13 protein-coding genes and 1 riboswitch are annotated in these 18,353 nt (G+C 64.4%); of the genes, 4 read left to right on the top strand and 9 right to left on the bottom strand.

Features of this window, described 5'->3' with window-relative positions; genetic code table 11:
* The 4 genes from A9X01_RS00675 to A9X01_RS00660 all read right to left on the bottom strand — a co-directional run.
* Positions 1-944, bottom strand: a 944-nt coding sequence (locus A9X01_RS00675; protein ID WP_065118824.1) for an ABC transporter ATP-binding protein, incomplete at its 3' end; no start/stop codon positions are given.
* Complete coding sequence (locus tag A9X01_RS00670) at positions 937-2,250, bottom strand: ABC transporter substrate-binding protein (protein ID WP_065118823.1); 1,314 nt, start codon at positions 2,248-2,250, stop codon at positions 937-939. The genes A9X01_RS00670 and A9X01_RS00675, both read right to left, overlap by 8 nt.
* A gap of 2 nt (positions 2,251-2,252) precedes the next feature.
* Complete coding sequence (locus A9X01_RS00665; protein ID WP_065118822.1) at positions 2,253-3,080, bottom strand: carbohydrate ABC transporter permease; 828 nt, start codon at positions 3,078-3,080, stop codon at positions 2,253-2,255.
* Positions 3,077-3,973 (bottom strand): carbohydrate ABC transporter permease, encoded by an 897-nt coding sequence (locus tag A9X01_RS00660; RefSeq protein ID WP_065118831.1) that lies wholly within the window; start codon positions 3,971-3,973, stop codon positions 3,077-3,079. Before A9X01_RS00660 ends, A9X01_RS00665 begins: the two co-directional genes overlap by 4 nt.
* 219 nt (positions 3,974-4,192) lie before the next feature.
* A riboswitch (cobalamin riboswitch) is annotated at positions 4,193-4,387 on the top strand.
* A gap of 111 nt (positions 4,388-4,498) precedes the next feature.
* Between A9X01_RS00660 and metE the strand changes: the two genes are divergently transcribed.
* The 3 genes from metE (at position 4,499) to folP (ending at position 8,549) form a co-directional block, all read left to right on the top strand.
* Positions 4,499-6,781, top strand: a complete 2,283-nt coding sequence (gene metE, locus A9X01_RS00655; RefSeq protein ID WP_155771847.1) for a 5-methyltetrahydropteroyltriglutamate--homocysteine S-methyltransferase — start codon at positions 4,499-4,501, stop codon at positions 6,779-6,781.
* Between the two features lie 71 nt (positions 6,782-6,852).
* Positions 6,853-7,743: a mycobacterial-type methylenetetrahydrofolate reductase gene (locus tag A9X01_RS00650; protein ID WP_065118820.1), complete on the top strand. Its 891-nt coding sequence runs from the start codon at positions 6,853-6,855 to the stop codon at positions 7,741-7,743.
* Positions 7,740-8,549 carry a dihydropteroate synthase gene (folP, locus tag A9X01_RS00645; RefSeq protein WP_065118819.1) on the top strand — a complete coding sequence of 270 codons (810 nt, stop codon included), beginning with the start codon at positions 7,740-7,742 and terminating at the stop codon, positions 8,547-8,549. The genes A9X01_RS00650 and folP overlap by 4 nt, the downstream gene beginning before the upstream one ends.
* Positions 8,550-8,933: 384 nt before the next feature.
* On the opposite strand, the gene A9X01_RS00640 is transcribed toward folP, so the two are convergent.
* The 4 genes from A9X01_RS00640 to prpD are packed head-to-tail and all read right to left on the bottom strand — an operon-like array spanning position 8,934 to position 15,872.
* Entirely contained in the window at positions 8,934-12,317 is a 3,384-nt protein-coding gene (locus A9X01_RS00640; protein WP_065118818.1) for a pyruvate carboxylase, read from the bottom strand.
* A 20-nt stretch (positions 12,318-12,337) separates the two neighbouring features.
* Positions 12,338-13,450: a bifunctional 2-methylcitrate synthase/citrate synthase gene (locus A9X01_RS00635; protein WP_065118817.1), complete on the bottom strand. Its 1,113-nt coding sequence runs from the start codon at positions 13,448-13,450 to the stop codon at positions 12,338-12,340.
* Positions 13,447-14,367, bottom strand: a complete 921-nt coding sequence (prpB, locus tag A9X01_RS00630) for a methylisocitrate lyase (RefSeq protein ID WP_065118816.1) — start codon at positions 14,365-14,367, stop codon at positions 13,447-13,449. Before prpB ends, A9X01_RS00635 begins: the two co-directional genes overlap by 4 nt.
* The gene (gene prpD / locus A9X01_RS00625; protein WP_065118830.1) at positions 14,364-15,872 is read right to left on the bottom strand and encodes a 2-methylcitrate dehydratase PrpD; all 1,509 of its coding nucleotides are present in this window, start codon (positions 15,870-15,872) and stop codon (positions 14,364-14,366) included. The genes prpB and prpD overlap by 4 nt, the downstream gene beginning before the upstream one ends.
* A 127-nt stretch (positions 15,873-15,999) precedes the next feature.
* Here prpD and A9X01_RS00620 point away from each other — a divergent pair, with 127 nt between their 5' ends.
* Positions 16,000-17,427 (top strand): short-chain fatty acyl-CoA regulator family protein, encoded by a 1,428-nt coding sequence (locus tag A9X01_RS00620; RefSeq protein WP_065118815.1) that lies wholly within the window; start codon positions 16,000-16,002, stop codon positions 17,425-17,427.
* Here A9X01_RS00620 and A9X01_RS00615 read toward each other — a convergent pair.
* Entirely contained in the window at positions 17,403-18,335 is a 933-nt protein-coding gene (locus A9X01_RS00615; protein WP_065118814.1) for an HpcH/HpaI aldolase/citrate lyase family protein, read from the bottom strand. The genes A9X01_RS00620 and A9X01_RS00615 overlap by 25 nt on opposite strands.
* Positions 18,336-18,353 lie beyond the last annotated feature (18 nt).

The raw sequence follows: 18,353 nt of genomic DNA, 5'->3' as shown, positions 1-18,353 counted from the left end.
CCCTCCCGCCCGACCGGCGTCGCGTAGACGAACGATTCGAAGCCGAGTTCCTCGACGAGTTCGACGCGCACCGTCAGCGAACCCGCCGCACCGGTCGGCACCACGTCCCAGGACTCCGGCCGGATACCGACCAGCACCCGCTCGGCGGTCCCTCGGGGCACCGGGATCCTCAAGTCAGGCGAGCGCACCACACCGTCGGCCACCGCGGCGTCGATGAGGTTCATCGACGGGGCCCCGATGAACGTGGCGACGAAGGTGTTGACCGGATTGTCGTAGAGGGCGCGAGGGGTGTCGACCTGTTGCAGCACACCATCTTTGAGCACGGCGACTCGGTCGCCCATCGTCATCGCCTCGACCTGGTCGTGGGTGACGTAGACGGTAGTGGTGCCGAGCTGACGTTGCAGCCCGGAGATCTGCGAGCGGGTGCTGACCCGCAGCTTGGCGTCCAGATTCGACAGCGGCTCGTCCATGCAGAACACCTGCGGCCGGCGCACGATCGCACGTCCCATCGCCACCCGCTGGCGTTGCCCGCCGGACAACTTGGCGGGCTTACGGTCCAGCAGCTCAGTCAATTCCAGCATCGCGGCGACTTCCTGGACACGCCGGCGCGTGTCGGCGCGCGACATGCCGGCATTGCGCAGCGCGAATCCCATGTTGGCGGCCACCGTCATGTTCGGGTACAGCGCATAGTTCTGAAACACCATCGCCACGTCGCGGGCCCGCGGCGGCAGATCGGTGACGTCCACGTCCCCGATTGTGATGCGCCCGCTCTCAACGGTTTCCAGTCCCGCCAGCATCCGCAGGGTGGTGGACTTGCCGCAACCGGAAGGCCCGACCAGGACCAGAAACTCGCCGTCCGCGATCTCGAGGTCCAGGTTGTCCACCGCCAGCCCCTGCGCGCCGGGGTAGCGATGGCTGACCGCGCGGTAGCGAACCTCAGCCATGGCGGAAACCCGCGAGCTTGCGCTTGATCTGACGGTCGTAGATGACCTGCAGCTGCTTGTTCATGTCGCTGAATGTCGCACTGACGTCGGATCCCTTCAGCCCGATGGACTCCAGTCCGGACGCGATGACGCGCTCGGCGCCGGGTAGGAAGACACGGGCATAGTCCTGCGGGCGGGTATGCGCGAGCTGATCGAAAGCGACTCGGGCATTGGGGCTTTCGGTGAGATACCGCTGCTCACTCGGGTCGTTGACCGCAGACTTGCGCACGGCGAGGTAGCCGGTGCGCTGGCTGAAGTAGACGGTGGACTGCGGGTTGGTGAGAAAGGCGATGAACTTCAGCGCGTTGATCTTTCGCTCGTCGGACAACTTGGTCGGGATGGCCAGCCCTGCCCCGCCGGTCGGGCACGCGGGCGCCCCGCCGGGGCCGGTCGGCAGCGGCGCCACCCCGAAGTCGAATCTGGCCGCGGCGGTGATGCCGACCAGCGCGCCCGTCGACGCCACCGCGGAAGCCAAAATGCCGGTGGCGAACTCGTTGGCAACATTGTTGGCGACCACGGCATACCTGCCGCCATGGATGGAGTCGCGGAAGAAGTTGCCGGCCGCAATGGTCGCCGGGTCGGTGAACTTCAGGTCCCACTTGTCCGAATATGCGCCTCCGAACGCCCAATTCGGTCCTTCGAACGTCCAGGAGATGGCTTCGGAGTTCGCCCAGCCGTGCGCCCAGTTCCGGCCACCGACCACCCGCTGCAGCCGCGGACCCCAGTCCGCGAACTCCTGCCAACAGACCGGTCCGCGATCCGGTAGGCCGGCGCGTTCCCACACGACCTTGTTGTAGTAGAACAGCGGCGTCGAACGCGCATACGGCAGTGCATAGTGTTGGCCGTCGAACTCGTAGTCGGCCAGCAACGAGTCCACATAGTCGGGTGTGTCCACGCCCACTTCGCGCATCAACTCGTCGAGTGGCGCGAGAACACCGCTCAGGGCGAAATGAAACCACCAGATGTCATCCAGCACAACAACATCGGGCACATCGGTGCCGATCAGCGCGGCGTTGAATTTCTGCGCCACCTCGTCGTAGTCCTTGCCGGCATCGATCAACTTGACCTGCAGGCCGGGAAACTGCGCCTGGAAGCGGCCGATCAGCTCTTTTTCCACCGCGGTCGACATACCGGGGTGATTCGACCAGAAGGTCATCGGCCCGTTTCCGGACTTGACCCCACCGCTGCCGCCCATTCCCGCGCAGCCGGCGGTCATTCCCGCCGCGCCGATCAGCGCGAGCAACTGCCTGCGGTTCACGGTATCCACGGCTAACCCTTGACCGCGCCGGAGGTGAGTCCCTTGATCATCTGTCGTTGCAGCGCAATGAAGATGAGCAGGATCGGCAGCATTGCCAGCAGTGTCACCGCCATCACCGGACCCCAGTTGGTCACTCCCTCGGCCTGTTGCAGAAACGTGAGGCCCACCGGCAGCGGCGCCACCGATTCGTCGTCGGCCATCAGGAACGGCCAGAGGTATTCGTTCCATTCGTTGACCACGGTGATGAGTCCGAACGCCACCATGGTGGGCCCGGACATCGGCAGCACGACGCGCAGCAGCAGCTGCCACCACCGCGCGCCGTCCATCCGGGCGGCTTCGATGACCTCGGCGGGCAACGACAGGAAATGGTTTCGCATCAGGAAGGTTCCGAATGCGACGCCGGCCAGCGGCAGGATGATGCCCGGGAAGGTGTTGCGCAGGCCCAGTTGGGATATCAACGCGTAGTTGGAGATCACCGTGATCTGGTTGGGCACCATCAGCGCGGCAATGATCAACAGGAACACCGCGTTACGGCCCGGGAACCGGATGAACACCAGCCCGAACGCGCTGAGCACGCCGAGGACGAACTTCACCAACGCCAGCGCCGAGGTGAGAATCACCGAGTTGCGCAGGAAGGTCCAGAACGGAATCTGTTGGGTGGCAGTCCGATAATTCTGCGGATGCCAGTGCGGCGGCCACCAGGTGGTGGGCTGGGAGTAGATGTCGGGCTGCTGCTTGAACGAGGTGAAGAAGACGAATGTCAGCGGCCCGGCGACGAGCGCCACCACCAGCAGCATTGCCAGGTAGCCGAACACGCGGGCCAGGCGCGCGGACCTCATTGGCGCTGACCCCGGTCCATCACCCGCACCTGGTAGTAGGTGATCGCCAGCAGCACCAGGAACATGATGGTGGCGACGGTGGCGCCGTAGCCGGCGCGAAAGTTCCGGAAGGTTTCCAGATAGACCTGGTACACCATGGTGGTGGTGCCGGTGCCCTCCGGCCCGCCCCGCGTCATCACATTGATGACGTCGAACACCTGCAACGAGTTGATCAGCACGGTGATCGACAGAAAGAACGTCGTCGGACGCAGTTGCGGCAGCAGCACTCGGCGAAACGTGGTCCACCGGCGCGCGCCGTCGATCTCGGCCGCTTCCAACAGGTCTCGGCGTACGCCCTGCAGCGCCGCGAGATAGATGACGAAGGTGTAGCCGAGGTTCTTCCAGACATAGGTGACGACGATCATGAACATCGCCCAGCGCGCGTCCTGGTAGAAGTCCGGCACACCCGCCCCGAGGCGGCGCAGCAGATCCTGCACCAGCCCGAAATGCGGGTCGAAGACGAACTGGGCGGCCAGACCGATTGCCGCGCCGGAGATCACAAACGGCGCAAACACCGTGGACCGCACCAGGTTTCGCCCGCGCAGCGGCTGGTCCAGCAGCATGGCCAGCGCGAGCCCCAAAACCATCGAACCGACCACCGCCGCGACGGTGAAGATCGTCGTGTTCAGCACAATCTGCCGCGTGTCGGTGCGGGTGAACCACTCCGCGTAGTTGGAGAAGCCGACGAACTCGGCCCGCGGGTCCGAGATGTTCCAGTCGAAGAACGACAGCCGGATGTTGTCGGCCAGCGGCCGGTAGATGAACAGCATCAGCAGCGCCAGATTCGGCCCGACCAGCACGACGAACAACGCGTAATCGCCCCTCGACCGACGCCGGGTCCGTTGGGTCGTCACCGGCGCAGTGTAGCGCCGGAGTGGTGCCGGCCAGCGATCCTGGACATCGGCTCCCCAGGTCACAGCTGCGAGTCGTCCCAGGGCGCCTCGTCAATGCTGGTGTCCAGCCTCCCGCGCGCGCCTCCGAGATTCCCAAAGATTCGGCATCGCTACTGCGGTATTGAACCGCAGAGTATCCTCAGCAGCGCAACTGGTCTGTGGTGGCCTCGTGGTCATCACATCGAACGTCACACGCTGGGTCAGGTGTGACGTGAGAGGGAACCCGGTGAGAATCCGGGACTGTCCCGCAGCGGTATGCAGGAACGACCGCCGTCAACGGCACTGGTCATCACGACCGGGAAGCGACGGCCATTAGGTGCACCAATCCGGTGCGTGCCTGCGAGTCCGAAGACCTGCCAGTCGTGCTGGGTGCGCCGCGCCCAGCGGCGCATCGCCTCGTGGAATGGGCGGAGGTCATCCAGCGGTCACCCGACCGCAATGGCAGACGTCCTAGGGCGATGAGCATCCCGTCGCATCAGAAGGACGCTGTCCGTGTCTCGTACCGTTTCGCCATTCACCGCAACAATATTGGGATCTCCACGTATCGGTCCCAACCGCGAACTCAAACGTGCCATCGAAGGATATTGGGCCGGAAGGATCGACAAGACCCAGCTCGAGTCCGTCGCCGCCGACCTGCGCAAACAAACCTGGGACCAACTGGCCGCGGCGGGCCTGGACAATATCCCGGTCAACACGTTCTCCTACTACGACCAGATGTTGGACACCGCGGTGCTGCTTGGCGCCGTGCCCGCCCGGTATGACGCGGTCGGCGACGAGCTGGACCGCTACTTTGCGGCCGCGCGCGGCACCGCAGAGATCGCGCCGCTGGAAATGACCAAGTGGTTCGACACCAACTACCACTACATCGTCCCGGAGATCGGTCCGGCGACGCAGTTTGCGCTTAATCCGGCGAAGGTCGTCACCGAGTTGGAGGAAGCGCGGGGACTCGGCATCGCGGCCCGTCCCGTCATCATCGGGCCCATCACGTTTCTAGCGCTGTCGAAGGCGGTGGACGGAGCCGGGCAGCCGATCGGTCGGTTGGACGAACTCATCGCGGTGTACGCGACTCTGCTCGCGACGTTGGCGAACCACGGCGCTGAGTGGGTGCAGATAGACGAGCCGATACTGGCCACCGACGTGCTCGACAATGCCGCCGATCTCGCCCGGCACGCCTACGGCGTCCTCGGCGACCTGTCGCACCGCCCAGCCGTCTTCGTGGCGACCTATTTCGGCGAACTCGCCGACGCGTTGCCGGCGCTGGCCGCAACTCCGGTTGAGGCGATCGGCGTCGACCTGGTTGCCGGCTCGGCCTCCGCGGTTGCCTCCGTGCCGGAATTGGCCAGTAAGACGGTGGTCGCCGGCATCGTTGATGGGCGCAACATTTGGCGCACCGACCTCCAGGCCGCGCTCGGGAAGTTGGCATCGCTGCTCGGCTCGGCGGGTCGGCTAGCGGTGTCGACATCGTGCTCGACGCTGCATGTCCCCTACACGCTCGATGCGGAACCGGATATCGATGCGGTCCTGCGGAGTTGGCTGGCCTTCGGTTTCGAGAAGGTGACTGAGGTCGTGGCTCTGGCCAACGGTCTCACGCACGGCCGGGAGGCGATTGCCGGTGAGGTGGCGGCGTCCAATGCCGCGGTAGCGTCGCGCAAATCCGACGTGCGCCTGCACAACAGCGAGGTCCGGGACCGGCTGGCATCCATCGTGACATCCGGCCAGCGCCGTGGCCCCGCCGCGGACCGCCGCACAAGCCAGGACGCGCGGCTCAACCTTCCCGCGCTGCCGACCACGACCATCGGGTCGTACCCGCAGACCGTCGAGATCCGCAAAGCCCGTGCGGCATTGGTGGCCGGCGAGATCGACGAGACCGAGTACACCAACCGGATGAAGGCCGAGATCGCGTCGGTGATTCGGCTGCAGGAGCGGCTCGGCATCGACGTGCTGGTGCACGGCGAGCCGGAACGCAACGACATGGTGCAGTACTTCGCTGAACAACTCGCCGGCTTCTTCGCCACGGCCAACGGCTGGGTGCAGTCGTACGGCACCCGGTGCGTTCGGCCCCCCATCCTGTACGGCGATGTCGCCCGGCCCAAGCCGATGACGGTCGACTGGGCAACCTACGCCCAATCGCTGACGGGCAAACCGGTGAAGGGCATGTTGACCGGTCCGGTCACCATCCTGGCGTGGTCGTTCGTCCGCGACGATCAGCCGTTGGCGCAATCTGCCAATCAGGTGGCACTGGCGATCCGGGATGAGACGGTGGATCTGGAAGCCGCCGGTATCGCCATCATCCAGGTGGACGAGCCGGCATTGCGTGAGCTGCTTCCGTTGCGCCGCAAGGACAAAGACGCCTACCTGCGCTGGGCGGTGTCCGCGTTCCGATTGGCGACGTCGGGTGTCTCGGACTCGACCCAGATCCACACGCACCTGTGCTACTCGGAGTTCGGTGAGGTGATCGGAGCGATCGCCGACCTGGATGCCGATGTGACCTCGGTGGAGGCTGCACGCTCACACATGGAGATCGTCGGCGATCTGACGGCCGCGGGATTCGCCAACAGCATCGGGCCCGGTGTCTACGACATCCACTCGCCCCGGGTGCCCGACACCAGCGAAATCGCCGAGGGGTTACGCGCCGCGTTGTCGGCCGTCGCCCCCGATCGTCTCTGGGTCAACCCGGACTGCGGTCTGAAGACCCGCAAGACCGATGAGGTCGAGGCCGCGCTGCGCAACATGGTCGAGGCTGCCAAGCAGGTCCGCGCCACCGCCTGATCACGTGACACGTTGCGCCCCAACAGTTCGGAGGCGCAACGTGTCCACCCAAACGAAATCGGAGGTGCCTGGTGCCCTTGCACACCATCGCGCTGGAACTAGTCCCACCCAATATCGACCGGGGGGTCGAGCACGCTCGCGAGGAGGCACACAAGCTCCTGAAGCTGTCCACTGAAGCCGACATCGCGGGCCGCATCGGTCACGTCATGATCCCCGGGATGATCCCGGAGGACGACGACCGGCCAATCGAGATGAAACCCAAATTGGACGTCGGGGACTTCTGGTCGATCATCCATCCGGAACTTCCCGGCGTACAAGGGCTGTGCACCCAGGTCACCTCGTTCCTCAACGAATCGGCACTGCGCAGCCGGCTCACCGGTCTGGGCGAAGCGGGGTTCGATGGCATCGTCTTCGTCGGTGTCCCCCGCTCGATGAAAGACGGGGAGGGCGGGGGTATCGCACCCACCGACGCCCTGTCGAAGTTCGACGGCCTGGTCGAAAACAGGGGTGTGATCCTGGTTCCCACACGCGACGGTGAGCAGGGGCGTTTCGAGTTCAAATGCGATCAAGGCGCCACCTTCGGGATGACGCAGCTGCTCTATTCCGATGCGATCGTCGGATTCCTCTCCCAGTTCTCGCGAAGCAGCGACCGCCGGCCGGAGATCCTGCTGTCCTTCGGCTTTGTACCCAGGCTGGAAAGCAGGGTCGGCCTGATCGATTGGTTGATCCAAGATCCCGGCAACAAGGCAGTAGCTGCGGAGCAGGAGTTCGTGCGGGCCCTTGCCGCAAGCGAACCCGATATCAAAGGCCGCCGGCTGCTCGACCTGTACAAGCGAGTGGTCGATGGTGTCGCCGAATTGGGTTATCCGCTGAGCCTGCACTTCGAGGCGCCCTACGGTGTCTCGAAGCCGGCGTTCGACACCTTCGCCGCGATGCTTGATTACTGGTCGCCGCAAGCATGAACTCGAGCCGGTCCCGCAACACGCCGCTGCGCGTGATGGGCATACTGAACGCAACTCCCGACTCCTTCTGGGCGAAAAGCAGATTCGCGACACTGGAACGAGCGGTGAGCGCGGGGCGGCAGATGTTCGACGACGGTGCGTGGGCCGTCGACGTCGGTGGTGAGTCCACCCGGCCCGACGCTGTCCCGGTTTCGGTGGCCGAGGAACTCGACCGCGTCGTCCCGGTCGTCGCCGAGTTGGTTCGGTTCGGTGTCGTCGCGGTCGACACCCAGCACGCTGAGGTTGCTCAGGCCGCCGTGGGAGCGGGTGCTCGCATTGTCAACGACGTGTCCGGCAAGCTCTACGAGGTCGCCGGCCGCCTCGGCGTCGGTTACGTCAGCATGCATTCGCACACGGTGCCTGTCGTCGCCGGCGTCTACCCGCGCTACGACGATGTCTGCGGCGATATCACCAGGTTCATCACCGGCAGCGCGAGGTCGGCGACCGACTGCGGCGCATCCCGGGTGTGGATCGATCCCGGCATCGGCTTCGGGAAATCCCCCGCCGACAATCTACGGCTCCTGCGCCACCTGCCCGAGTTGTGCCGGGGCCCTTTCCCGGTCCTGCTCGGGGTCAGCCGAAAATCGTTCCTGCAAGCGCTGACTGGGCGAGAGGTCGGCGACCGCCTCGCGGGTTCTCTGGCGGTCATCGCCCCAGCATGGTCGGCGGGAGTGGACGTCATCCGCGTGCACGACGTCCCCGAGACCGTCGACACCCTCGCGATGCTGAACGCGATCTGGGCTGACAGCAACGACGGAAGGCCTTGACACGTGGCGTTGGACCAGTCCAGACCTACCGTCACCATGTGTCGTGGTTGCTGCTGCGGTACGACGAGAAAGCACCCGGGGTTCGACCACGACGCTCAGGTGTCGATCCTGCGCGACCTGCTGCAATGCGTATCGAACTTTCGAATAACGGATTGCCTTGGACCTTGCGAGCGGTCAAACGTCCTCGTGGTTTCGCCATCCAGTCAAGGACACCGAATCGGCGGACGATCGACGTGGTTCGGTTTTTTCCTCGACGTTACCGCGGCAGTCGACATAGCCAGTTGGCTGTGTGGCGGGGGGCCTGGGCTTGCCCCACTCCCGGCCACGCTTATGCCGTACCTCTTCGAGAGACCGAAAAGGAAGCGCCGCCTGCCTGATTGACGGTCAGCGGATCACTACGAGCAGATCGCCTGCCTCGACCTGGGCGGTCGGGGCGACGGCGATCCGGCTGACCGTGCCGGCCTTGGCTGCGGTGATCGCGGCTTCCATCTTCATCGCCTCGATCGTCGCCAACGTGTGTCCCACCGCCACGGTGTCGCCCTCGGCTACGGCTACGCTGACCACGCCGGCGAACGGCGCCGCGACGTGATCGGTGTTGGCCTTATCGGCCTTCTCCGACACCGGAATGTCGGAGCCAATTGAGCGGTCCCGCACCAAGACCGGCCGCAGCTGCCCGTTGATGATGCACACCACCGTGCGCATTCCGCGCTCGTCGGGGTCGCTGATCGCCTCCAGCCCGATCAGCAGTTCCACCCCCTGTTCCAGTTTGACGCGGTGTTCTTCGCCGTGACGCAACCCGTAAAAGAACTGATTCGCCGACAGCCGGCTGGTGTCGCCGAACTCGTCGCGATGGGCGTCGAATTCGGCCGTCGGACCCGGGAACAAGAGACGATTCAGCGTTGCGCGCCGCTTCGGCCCAGGGGAGGCCAGCACCGCCTCGTCCTCGGCCGACAATTTCTGCTCTGCCTTGACCGCATCCCGGCCCTCAAGGGCCCTCGACCGTAACGGTTCCGGCCAGCCGCCGGGCGGATCTCCCAACTCACCGCGCAAGAATCCGATGACACTGTCGGGGATGTCGTAGCGGCCCGGTTCAGCGGCGAACTCCTCCGCGGTAGTTTGTGCTCCCACCAAGGACAGCGCCAGATCGCCCACCACCTTGCTCGACGGGGTGACCTTCACCAACCGGCCCAACACGCGGTCGGCGCCGGCGTAGGCGTCCTCGATATCTTCGAATCGGTTGTCCAAGCCCAGGGCGATGGCCTGCTGGCGCAGATTCGACAACTGCCCGCCCGGGATTTCGTGGGTGTACACCCGCCCGGTTGGCGCCCGCAGTCCAGACTCGAACGGCGCGTACACCTTTCGCAAGGCTTCCCAGTACGGCTCCAGGTCAGACACCGCAGACAATTCCAGCCCGGTATCGAACTCGGTGTGCGCGGCCGCGGCCACGATGGATGACAACGCCGGCTGGCTGGTGGTGCCGGCCAGCGGGGCGGCCGCACCGTCGACGGCATCGGCACCCGCGGTCCACGCGGCGACATAGGTCGCCAGCTGCCCACCGGGCGTGTCATGGGTGTGGACGTGGACCGGTAGGTCGAAGCGTGACTTCAGTGCGGTCACCAGGGTCGCCGCCGCGGGAGCGCGCAACAGCCCGGCCATGTCTTTGATCGCCAGCACGTGTGCGCCAGCGGCCACGATCGACTCCGCCAGCCGCAAGTAGTAGTCCAGCGTGTACAAGTTCTCGGCCGGGTCGGACAGGTCGCCGGTATACGACATGGCCACCTCCGCAACCGTCGTCCCGGTTGCCCGTACTGCGTCAATCGCCGGACGCATGGCGTCAATGCTGTTCAATGAATCAAAGATTCGGAAAATGTCCACACCTGTCTGCGCTGCCTCGTCGACGAACGCATGTGTCAACTTCAGCGGATACGGTGTGTAGCCGACGGTGTTGCGGCCCCGGAGCAGCATCTGCAGACAGATGTTGGGCAGCGCTTCCCGCAGCGCGGTCAACCGATCCCAGGGATCCTGCTTGAGGAAGCGCAAGGCGACGTCGTAGGTTGCACCACCCCAGCATTCGACCGAGAGTAGCTGCGGGGTCATGCGCGCGATGTACGGCGCAACCCGTATCAACCCACTTGTACGAACCCGGGTCGCCAACAGCGACTGATGCGCGTCGCGAAAGGTGGTATCGGTGACACCGACTGCCTTGCATTCCCGCAACCAACGAGCAAAGCCCTCTGGACCGAGTTCGGTCAGCCGTTGCTTCGAACCCGCTGGCGGCGCCAACCGCAGGTCAAGTTCGGGGAGCTTGTCACGAGGGTAGACCGCAGACGGCCGCGGACCATGCGGCTGATTGACGGTGACGTCGGCCAGGTAATTGAGGATTTTGGTGCCTCGGTCCGCGCTGGCATGGGCGGTGAGCAGCTGTGGCCGCTCCTCGATGAACGACGTGGTCACCCGGCCGGACTGGAAGTCAGGGTCGTCCAGAACAGCTTGCAGGAACGGGATATTGGTAGAAACACCGCGGATGCGAAACTCGGCCACCGCGCGGCGCGCCCGCTGCAGCGCTGTCGCGAAGTCGCGGCCGCGACAACTGAGTTTGACGAGCATGGAGTCGAAGTAGGCGGTGACTTCGGCGCCGACATTCGTGCCACCGTCAAGCCGGATACCGGCGCCGCCCGGGGACCGGTAGCCAGTGATTCGTCCGGTGTCGGGTCGGAATCCATCGAAGGGGTCTTCGGTCGTGATCCGGCATTGAATTGCCGCACCGTGGATTGTGAGGGTTTCTTGCGCCAGCCCGAGATCGGCCAGCGTCGCACCGGCCGCGATCCGTAGTTGTGCGGATACCAGATCCACATCGGTAACCTCTTCGGTCACCGTGTGCTCGACCTGTATTCGCGGATTCATCTCGATGAACACGTGCTGGCCGCGCTCGTCGAGCAGGAATTCCACCGTACCCGCGCACGAGTAACCGATCTGCCGGGCAAACGCCACCGCGTCAACGCAGATGCGTTCCCGCAGCGCCGGATCCAGGTTCGGCGCGGGCGCCAGCTCAATAACTTTTTGGTGGCGACGCTGGACACTGCAGTCCCGCTCGAAGAGGTGAACGATCTCACCGGTGTTATCGGCCAGGATCTGAACCTCGATGTGGCGGGCGTTGGGCACCGCCTGCTCCAAGAACACCGTCGCATCGCCGAACGCCGACTCCGCCTCGCGTGACGCGGCCTTGATGGCGTCGCGCAGCTCGCCCGCGTCGGTGACCCGCCGCATGCCGCGGCCACCACCGCCGGCCACCGCTTTGACGAACAAGGGGAAATCCATGTTGGCCGCAGCCGTCACCAATTGGTCGATGTCGGTCGAGGGCTCCGACGACGCCAAGACCGGTAAACCCGCCTCGCGTGCCGCGGCGATTGCCCGTGCCTTGTTGCCCGTGAGCTCCAACACGTGAGACGGCGGACCGACGAAGCTGATACCTGCCGCTGCGCACGCTGCCGCCAATTCGGGATTTTCCGAGAGGAATCCGTAGCCCGGATAGATCGCGTCGGCTCCGCAGGCACGCGCGGTAGATACGATCTGGTCGACGCTGAGGTAGGCGCGAATGGGATGCCCCTCGATACCGATCTGATACGACTCGTCAGCTTTGAGCCGGTGCAGCGAGTTGCGGTCTTCGTACGGGTAGACCGCGACTGTAGCGGCACCCAATTCGTAGGCAGCGCGAAATGCGCGGATCGCGATCTCCCCGCGATTGGCAACCAGGACCTTGGCGAACACACTTCCCTTTCGAACTGGCGCTAGACGAGGGCGCGTTGCGGCTGGCCGGAGTACTCACTCAGCGGCCGGATCAACGCGTTCGACGCCGCCTGCTCCATGATGTGCGCAGTCCAGCCGGTGATCCGGCTCATCACGAACAGCGGTGTGAAGCTGGGGATGTCGAAACCCATGAGGTAGTAGGCAGGTCCGGTCGGGAAGTCGAGGTTTGGCTTGAGTTTGGTGGCGGCGTACATCGAGCTCTCGAGCACGTTGTAGATATCCATCCAGCGCTGACCGTCGCGCGCCGCGACCAAACGGGTCAGCGCGGCTTTCATGGTCGGCACCCGAGAGTCGCCGTTCTTGTACACCCGGTGGCCGAAGCCCATCACCTTGTCCTTGCGGGACAGTTTGCCGTTCAACCATTCTGCGGCACGATCGGCCGAGCCGATCTCGATCATGTCGTGCATTACGGCCTCGTTGGCGCCGCCGTGCAGCGAGCCCTTCAGTGCGCCGATCGCTGCGGTCACCGCGCTGTAGATGTCGGACTGGGTCGAGGTGACCACGCGGGCGGCGAATGTCGAGGCGTTGAAGCTGTGCTCGGCATACAGGATCATCGACTCTTCGAAGGCCTTGACGATGACGGGTTCCGGGACCTCGCCGAGGCTCATCTTCAGGAAGTTCTCCGCGTAGCTCAGGTGGCTGTGCGGCGCAATGGGTTCCAGTCCGCGGCGGCGCCGAATATCGGCGGCGACGATCGTCGGAAGAACCGCGAACATCCGCAAGGACTTGGCGTAGTTGGCGGCCTGGGTGCTGTTGTCCTCGTCGGGGTCCTCGGCGCCGAGATAGCTGATCGCGGTCCGCACTACATCCATCGGATGGCAATTGTCAGGGAGCTTGGCCAGCAGCGAGTGCATCGACCTGTCAATACGGCGCGACGCACGCTCCTGCTGGGTGAATAGTGCCAACTCCTGTTCGGTCGGCAGTTCGCCGTGCCATAACAGGTACGCGACCTGCTCAAAGCTGCAGTGTTCGGCCAACTCCTGCACCGGGTAGCCCCGGTAGGTCAGCGAGTTGGTCTCGGGGACCACCTTGGAGATCGCAGTCGTATCGACCACGACGCCAGCCAGGCCCTTGTGGATGGTGGGAGCAGTCATCGGGGAACTCCTTGTAATGCGAAGTTATAGATGTCGGAGTCGAACTGGTTGTAATCGGAGTAGCGCAGCAGCTGGTAAAGCCGACTACGGTGTTGCATCTGGGCGAGCAATCCGGACTGAGTTCCAGCGGAATAGATCTCACGCAAGCCGGCCTCGACCGCGTGCATTGCCAGCCGAAGCGTGGTGACCGGGTAGATGGCGACGTTGTAGCCGATGTCGGTCAACTGAGCGGCCGTGAGAAGTTCCGACTGGCCGAACTCCGTCATGTTCGCCAGCAACGGTGTGTCCACGGCAGTCCGGAACTGCTCGAAATCGAAAGGCGTATGGAGCGCTTCGGTGAAAATCAGATCCGCGCCGGCGTCGGCATACGCCTTTGCTCGGTCGATGGCGGCGGGCACACCCTCTATTCCCGCGGCATCGGTCCTGGCACAGATGATGAAGTTCGGATCGCGTCGGGCCGCGACCGCGGCCCGTAGGCGCTTGACCATCTCAGCGGTCGGCACGACGGCCTTGCCGTCGAGATGTCCACACCGCTTCGGGTTCACTTGGTCTTCCAGGTGACAGCCCCCCAAACCGGCGTCCTCCAGGACCGTTACGGTGCGCGCGGCGCTCATCGGCTCACCGAAACCGGTGTCGGCATCGATGAGCGTCGGCAGATCGGTGACACCGGCGATCTGGCCCCCGCGAGACGTGACTTCGGTCAGGGTGGTCAGGCCGATGTCCGGCAACCCGAGGTCAGCCGAGAGCACCGCGCCGGACACGTAAACCCCGTCGAAGCCAATCTCGGTGACCAATTTGGCGACCAACGGTGAGAATGCGCCCGGAAAGCGAAGCAGGCGACCGGAATTCAGCCCTCGGCGGAATCGCGCACGTTTCTTGGCCGGTGACGCTGCCGCCCCGATCAGGCCGCCGCTCACGAGAAGATCCCCGATGGGATCGTCGGCGCCTTGTCAAGTAAGCGAGGGTCGATGTGCACATTGAGCTGATCCAGCTGACCGAGTTTGAGGTCGGCCAGCTCGCCTACCGCCAGTAGGAAACGCTGCTGCTCGGCCTCTTCCACAATCCCATCGGCGAGTTCGGTGAATTTGGCGACGTATTGGGCGCGTTCGAAAGGCCGCGCGCCCAGCGGATGCGCATCGGCGACCGCAAGCTCGTCGGTGATGACATCACCGTTTTTGAGTGTGACAACGGCCTTGGCGCCAAAAGCCTTCTCCGCCGGATCGGTTGAGTGATATCGACGCGTCCACTCTGGGTCCTCAATCGTGGAGATCTTGCGCCACAGCTCGACGGTGTCGGGACGGTGCGCGCGCTCCGGCGCGTAGGAGCGCTCGTGGTGCCAGGCCCCGTCCTGTAGGGCAACGGCGAAGATGTACATCACCGAGTGGTCCAACGTTTCCCGCGTAGCGTCAGGATCGAACTTCTGCGGGTCGTTGGAGCCGGTGCCGATTACGACGTGCGTGTGATGGCTCGTGTGCAGCAAGACCGTGGCTATCTGATCGAGATCGCCGATGCGATCCCGCAGCCGCCGAGCCAGGTCGATGAGCGCCTGGCTCTGGTATTCGGCGGAGTGTTCCTTTGTGTAGCTGTCCAGGATGGCCCGCTTGGGTTCACCCAGCTTCGGCAGGGGCACCTGATACGTGTGCTCGGGTCCCGAGAGCAGCCAGGCGATGACGCCGTCCTCGCCTTCCCAGATCGGCGCGGGTGACCCCTCGCCGCGCATCGCACGGTCGACAGCTTCGATGGCGACCTTGCCGGCCTGGGCGGGTGCGTAGGCCTTCCAGCTTGAAATCAGGCCCTTTCGGGACTGTCTGGTGGCGGTGGACAGGTGCAGTGCTTGTCCGATCGCGCTATAGGTGATCTCGGGATCCAACCGCAGCATGGCGCCCAGGCCGGCAGCCACGGCCGGGCCGAGATGCGCGACGTGGTCGATCTTGTGCTCGTGCAGGCAGATTCCCTTGGCGAGGTCGATTTGGACTTCGTAGGCGGTGGCGATGCCGCGAATAAGGTCGGCGCCGGTGACGTCAAGATGCTGGGCGACGGCGACCAATGCGGGGATATTGTCGCCGGGGTGGGAGTACTCGGCGGCCAGGAAGGTGTCATGGAAATCGAGCTCGCGGACGGCGACCCCGTTGGCCCAAGCCGCCCACTCCGGTGAGACGTTGCCGGGGACACCGAAAACCTTGGCGCCGTTGCGGACCGTGCGATGAGCGAGGGCCTGGATGCGCGCCACTGTGACCGGCCGCCTGATGACTGATGCCGCAGACACCGCCGCGTTGTCGATGATGCGATTGATGACCATCGCTTCGGTTTCGGCCGGTACCGCGACCGGGTCAGCGGCTAATTCGGCGATCTTCCACGCCAGGTGTTCGGAGCGGGGGAACGCCTCGGTGCTGCGACGTGTCCGGACCTCATGTATCTGCAAGCTCGACATGATTCGCACAGTACGCACCATCTGTGTTGATAGAAACCTAATGTAAATGCGTACTTTTGTGTCCTTTGTGGCTTAATGTTGCGAACGTTGCGAATGCATACATGATAAGCTGCTGTCCATGGCCGGGCCGCCTGCTAAGGCATTCGCCGGGGCGCGGTTGCGTCGCCTGCGGGAGGAACACGGGTTGACTCAGGCGGCTCTGGCCAGGACATTGGACCTCTCGACGAGCTACGTCAATCAGCTCGAAAACGACCAGCGGCCCATCACCGTGCCCGTCCTGCTCGCCCTGACCGATCGCTTCAATCTGCCCGCGCACTTCTTCGCCAATGACTCCGACGCCCGGCTGGTAGCCGACCTCCGTGAAAGCCTCGCCGAGAGCCAAGCCACCACGGCGCAGATCGAGGAACTGGCGGCACGCATGCCCGATGTCGGGCAGGCCATCGTCAGCCTGCATCGCCGGATGGTCAACGCCACCGCCGAAACGGAGGCACTGCGCAGCCGTGCCAGCGCCGACGTGCCCGACGACCCGGCGCGACCGATGCCATTCGAGGAGGTCCGCGACTTCTTCTACGACCGCAAGAACTACATCGACGAGCTCGACCGGGCCGCCGAGCAAATGTTCGAGAGTCACCAGATGCGCGTCGGTGAACTCGATGTCCAACTGATCCAAGTTCTCGCCGACGAACTCGGCATTACCACCGTGCTCGACGACGGAAAAGAATTGGGAACTAACGTCAAACGCCGCTACCGGCCAGCTACGGCGACGCTGCACCTCGCGCGCTGGTTACATCCCGGACAGCGGGCCTTTCAAATGGCCACTCAGCTGGCTTTGATAACTCAGGCCGAGACCCTTGATGCCATCCTGGGCACCGACGACCAACTGACCGCCGAAGCTCGCGAGGTCGCACGGGTTGGACTCGCCAATTATTTTGCCGGCGCACTGCTGTTGCCGTATCGCCGATTCCTGCAGGCAGCCAACGATCTTCGCTACGACATCGACCGACTGTCCCGTCGTTTCGAGGTTGGCTTCGAGACGGTCTGCCATCGGCTTTCAACATTGCAGCGCCAGGACACCCGGGGAGTACCATTTATCTTCGTCCGTGCCGATGCCGCCGGGAATATCTCGAAACGGCAGTCCGCCACAGCATTTCATTTCTCTCGAGTCGGCGGTAGCTGCCCGCTGTGGGTGGTCCACCACGCGTTCAGCCGGCCCGGCGAATTCATCACCCAGGTGGCGCAGATGCCCGACGGCCGGTCGTACTTCTGGATCGCCCGCACCACGGACTCACCGCCGAGCCGATACCTGGGGCAGCGCAAGATCTTCGCCATCGGGCTGGGCTGCGAACTCCACCACGCCGACAAGCTGGTTTACTCCGCAGGCGTAGATCTCAAGGACGCCGAGACCAGCGTCGCGATCGGCGCCGGCTGCAAGGTATGCGACCGGCCGGCCTGCGCGCAGCGCGCGTTTCCCTATATCGGGAGACCGGTGCACGTCGATCCGCACACCAGCACCGATCTGCCCTATCCCTCGGCCGTGACCAACTGAGCTTCGGCGTTGATCAGCGCCGCGCGGGCCAACACCTCCTCAGCCATCTTGACATGCGCGGCGTCGACCAACACGCCTTCGACGCCGACCGCGCCGCGGCCCTGCGCTTCCGCAACCCGGTAAGCGGCGAGATTCCGGCGCGCCAAAGCGATTTCGTCTTCGGTCGGTGAGTAGACCTCATTGGCGATCGGGATCTGGCTGGGGTGGATCGCCCATTTGCCGGTATAACCCAACAGCGATGCGCGCCGGGCATCACGTTCATACCCGTCGAGGTCGGCGTAGTCGGGGTAGGGCGCGTCGATCGCGTCAATGCCGGCGATCCGCGCAGCGACGAGAACCTTGTTGCGAGCGTAGTGCCAGAAGTCACCAGGGTAATCACCGAGAGGTACGAAATTGGTGTCGACCCGCGCGCCTTGGGACAGCGAGAAGTCCCCGACACCAAAGATCAGCGCATCCAACCGTGGGCTGGCGACGGCGATCTCCTCGGCGTTGGCCAGCCCCTCCACTTCTTCGATGAGAACTTCGAGGCGAATACGCTTGCCCAGCTTGAGTTTCGTCTCGAGCTGGGCGACCAGGACGTCCACCCACCACACGTCGCGGGCCCGACGGGCTTTCGGGATGACGATCGTGTCGAGATTCTCGCCGGCGCGGGTGATGACTTCGATCAGATCGTCGTGGCACCATGGGGTGCCGAGGCCATTGATCCTGATGGCGCGCGCGGTTCGCCCCCAATCCAGGTCGTTGAGAGCGTCGATAGCCTTCTCCCGGGACTCTTCCTTATATGCCGGTGGGACTGCGTCCTCGAGATCCAGGAAGACCAGATCGGCGCCGGAGGCAGCGGCCTTGGCGAACATGTTGTCGTTGCTTGCCGGAAGCGCTAGTTCGGAACGGCGTAGCAGGTGGGTCATGCCGAGTTGCCTTTTCGG

This window comes from Mycobacterium asiaticum (assembly GCF_001668675.1).
GTDB classification, from domain to species: Bacteria; Actinomycetota; Actinomycetes; order Mycobacteriales; family Mycobacteriaceae; genus Mycobacterium; species Mycobacterium asiaticum_D.
The sequence above is the reverse complement of the archived record's forward strand: the minus strand, read 5'-3'. Positions and strand labels throughout refer to the sequence as shown.

Coding starts and splice junctions, on each gene's coding strand:
- A9X01_RS00620 (WP_065118815.1), top strand. CDS start 16,000: ATGGCCGGGCCGCCTGCTAAGGCATTCGCCGGGGCGCGGTTGCGTCGC.
- A9X01_RS00615 (WP_065118814.1), bottom strand. CDS start 18,335: ATGACCCACCTGCTACGCCGTTCCGAACTAGCGCTTCCGGCAAGCAAC.
- folP (WP_065118819.1), top strand. CDS start 7,740: ATGAACTCGAGCCGGTCCCGCAACACGCCGCTGCGCGTGATGGGCATA.
- A9X01_RS00665 (WP_065118822.1), bottom strand. CDS start 3,080: ATGAGGTCCGCGCGCCTGGCCCGCGTGTTCGGCTACCTGGCAATGCTG.
- A9X01_RS00635 (WP_065118817.1), bottom strand. CDS start 13,450: ATGACTGCTCCCACCATCCACAAGGGCCTGGCTGGCGTCGTGGTCGAT.